Genomic DNA, 3,564 nt, shown 5'->3' on the forward strand with positions numbered 1-3,564 from the left:
GAATGTCGAAATTGTTGGAGAATGGACCGAAATACTAGCGCAAAAAGGCGTGAAAATTCTTTCGCTTTCGGATACCGTTGGGAGTTCAACCCCCGAAGTGATTACCTATTTATTTTCCCATTTGATTCCTAAATATCCTTCTATTGAATTTGGAGCTCATTTGCATACCACGCCCGATAAGTGGTTTGAAAAAATAGATGCGGCTTATCATGCCGGTTGTCGACGCTTTGACGGCGCCATACAAGGTTTTGGTGGTTGTCCAATGGCAAAAGACGAACTGACAGGCAATATGCCGACCGAAAAGTTATTGTCGTATTTTACCACCCATAGAGAAAATACCCACACCAGCCCGATGAGTTTTGAAAGTGCCTACAACGAAGCTACAAAGTTGTTTGGGGAGTTTCATTAATTAAAGCTGTTTTTCGGTTTGGATCTTTGCCTTCTTTTGTTTAAATAAAACTATTCAATAAATACACAAACTATTCACTTTTTTCGTATATTTGCATGCAATTTAACAGCTACAACAAATTGCACCATGAAAGCACATACTACTAAGATCGTTGGCGAAGGCCTTACCTATGACGATGTATTGTTGATCCCAAATTATTCAGAAGTATTACCGCGTGAAGTAAATATTCAATCGAAATTTTCGAGAAATATTACCTTGAATGTCCCTATTGTTTCGGCAGCTATGGATACGGTAACTGAAAGTGCTATGGCAATTGCTATGGCGCAAGAGGGTGGAATTGGGGTGTTGCATAAAAACATGACGATTGCCCAACAAGCGGCAAAAGTTAAGAAAGTGAAGCGTGCTGAAAGTGGTATGATCATCGATCCGGTAACCTTACCTTTGACAGCTACTGTAGGTGATGCTAAATTAGCTATGAAAGAATTCAGTATTGGAGGTATTCCCGTAGTGGATGAAAATGGTATTTTAAAAGGTATTGTAACCAATAGGGATTTGCGTTTTGAGAAAGTGAATTCGCGTTCTATTTTAGAAGTAATGACTTCTGAAAAACTGGTTACAGCGGCTCAAGGCACTACACTACAAGAAGCCGAAGGTATTTTACAAGAAAATAAAATTGAGAAATTACCCGTAGTTGATAACCATAACAAATTAGTAGGTTTAATTACCTTTAGAGATATTACAAAACTGACGCAAAAACCAATTGCGAATAAGGATCGCTTTGGTCGTCTTCGTGTTGCAGCTGCCTTAGGGGTAACTGCCGATGCGGTGGAACGTGCTTCCGCTTTAGTTAATGCCGGAGTAGATGCTGTGATTATTGATACTGCACACGGACATACCAAAGGGGTTGTGGATGTATTGAAAGCCGTAAAAGCGAAATTTCCAGAATTAGACGTAGTAGTGGGCAATATTGCAACTCCAGAAGCTGCTTTGTATTTGGCTCAAAATGGTGCCGATGCGGTGAAAGTTGGTATTGGACCAGGATCAATCTGTACGACTAGAGTTGTGGCGGGTGTTGGTTTTCCTCAATTTTCAGCCGTATTAGAAGTGGCTGCAGCTTTAAAAGGTACCGGTGTTCCCGTTATTGCTGATGGTGGTATTCGTTACACAGGAGATATTCCTAAAGCTATTGCAGCGGGTGCCGATTGTGTTATGTTGGGTTCACTTTTAGCCGGAACAAAAGAATCACCGGGAGAAACCATTATTTTTGAAGGAAGAAAATTCAAATCGTACCGAGGAATGGGTTCAGTAGAAGCCATGCAAGAAGGGTCAAAAGACCGTTATTTCCAAGATGTAGAAGACGATGTAAAGAAATTAGTACCCGAAGGAATTGTAGGTCGCGTGCCTTATAAAGGAGAACTAAACGAAAGCATGCAACAATTCATTGGTGGTTTAAGAGCCGGAATGGGGTACTGCGGTTCAAAAGACATACAAGCCTTACAAGAAAGCAGTCGTTTTATTCGAATTACAGCGAGTGGCATTGGCGAAAGTCACCCACACAATGTAACCATTACAAAAGAAGCTCCAAATTATTCGAGATAAAAAAAAAGTCGCTGCTAAGCGACTTTTTTTATTTTATTAACCGTTAAGTTGTAATATAAATTCTGCAATTTTCTTTGTTTCACTAGATGAAAAAATCGGTTTAAAATAATTTAGATAATGTATTAATTCATTTGTTGTCAAAATTTTGACATATTGAAATTCCTCAATTGGTTTTGTTTTTGTTAAAACAATTAGATTTTTAATTGGTGTTTTTTTATCACCCCAATGATGCTTATCTAGACGCAAACGATAATTACTTTTATCACTATTAAGCAAATGGTATAAAGCATAGTTAGCTCTTTTGATTTGTTCAACAGGTGAGCGTAAACTCATATTCTGTATAGATTTTTCACTCCAATTCTTTGTTTCAATAAGGAATATGCCAGATGGTGCAACTAAAATATGGTCAATTTGAACAGATTTTATGTAGTCATTTTCTTGTTTGTGATAAATTGCTTTAGAAAAAGTTACAGCGAAGTCATTTATTAAATAATAATCATCAGATAAACATTCTAATGTTTTGACTACTTTTTGTTCTCCCAATGCACCATAAATGTAATTATTCAGACTATCAATTACGGCTTTTTTTCTTTCAAGTTCGGATAAAGGATTTTGAGCACTTTCGCTTACAGCTTCATTAAAGTTCGAAGATATAAATTGTAAGCGATCGCTTTTGAATTGATAATCTTCAAGGATTTTAGCCAATGACATTTCAATATCTTTTTCAAAATCACTTTCCTTATGTTTAATTTTTCTTTTGTAATGCCACTTCTTTAAAAGAATAGTAATTTTTTGATAATAGTTTGTAGAAATTTTATGGTCTAAATTATTCAATTGTTTCTTTAATATATCAATATTTTGAGTCAATTGCTGAGTAGTTTGCTCTCTTTGTGTTTCGACTTCGGATTTTAAAATCGGCAAATTAATAGTAAGATTATTTTTTTCATTCTCAATCAGATTTTCATGGAGAGAAATTAATTCTTGGCGAGAAGTCGAAAATGATTTTTGAAATTCAATTACTTCTTTAACGGACTTAAAGTCATAGATGTTATTATTCTCTAAGCTTGTTTTTAAAGTTGTAAGTGATCCAATCGTATTGTAAGTTCTACACATTATATGTTACTATTGTTAGTAGTCAATTCTCCGAAAATCGATGGCTTAGAATTATATTCCACCAATAAACCTCTAAACAAATCTAATAAAAAAATCACATCATAAGGATGTGATTTTAGTTTTATTTATTAGGTGCTATAAATTAAATCCCCAAATAATTACTTGGTGTGATTTGCATCAATTCAGCTCTAACTTCTTCAGAAACTTTTAAGGTTCCAATGAAATGATGAATCGCCTCTTTGTCGATTACGGTATTGGTACGTGTTAAATCTTTCAAGGCTTCATAAGGATTAGGATAGCCTTCTCTGCGAAGAATGGTTTGAATGGCTTCGGCAACAACGGCCCAGTTTTTCTCCAAATCTTCTGCAAATTTTTCTTCGTTCAATAACAATTTATTCAATCCTTTGATTGTAGCTTCAAAGGCAATTAAGGTATGACCCATT

Annotated in this window: 2 protein-coding genes and 2 pseudogenes; 2 read left to right on the forward strand and 2 right to left on the reverse strand. The window is 35.6% G+C overall.

What is annotated here, in order from left to right:
- Together ACIQ6Z_RS09525 and guaB are read left to right on the forward strand one after the other, a co-directional pair.
- Nucleotides 1-409, forward strand: a pseudogene (locus ACIQ6Z_RS09525) (hydroxymethylglutaryl-CoA lyase); the annotation flags it as partial.
- Nucleotides 410-535: 126 nt separating this feature from the next.
- Nucleotides 536-2,008, forward strand: a complete 1,473-nt coding sequence (guaB, locus tag ACIQ6Z_RS09530; protein WP_396210648.1) for an IMP dehydrogenase — start codon at nt 536-538, stop codon at nt 2,006-2,008.
- Between the two features lie 36 nt (nt 2,009-2,044).
- Here the strand turns inward: guaB and ACIQ6Z_RS09535 are convergent, their stop codons facing one another.
- Nucleotides 2,045-3,121: a nuclease-related domain-containing protein gene (locus ACIQ6Z_RS09535; protein WP_396210649.1), complete on the reverse strand. Its 1,077-nt coding sequence runs from the start codon at nt 3,119-3,121 to the stop codon at nt 2,045-2,047.
- 142 nt (nt 3,122-3,263) lie between these two features.
- A pseudogene (locus tag ACIQ6Z_RS09540) lies at nt 3,264-3,564 on the reverse strand (adenylosuccinate lyase); the annotation flags it as partial.

Source organism: Flavobacterium sp. (assembly GCF_044376915.1).
Taxonomy (GTDB): Bacteria; Bacteroidota; Bacteroidia; order Flavobacteriales; family Flavobacteriaceae; genus Flavobacterium.

Excerpts from the sequence above, each read along its gene's own strand:
- guaB (WP_396210648.1), top strand. The coding sequence starts at position 536 with ATGAAAGCACATACTACTAAGATCGTTGGCGAAGGCCTTACCTATGAC.
- ACIQ6Z_RS09535 (WP_396210649.1), bottom strand. The coding sequence starts at position 3,121 with ATGTGTAGAACTTACAATACGATTGGATCACTTACAACTTTAAAAACA.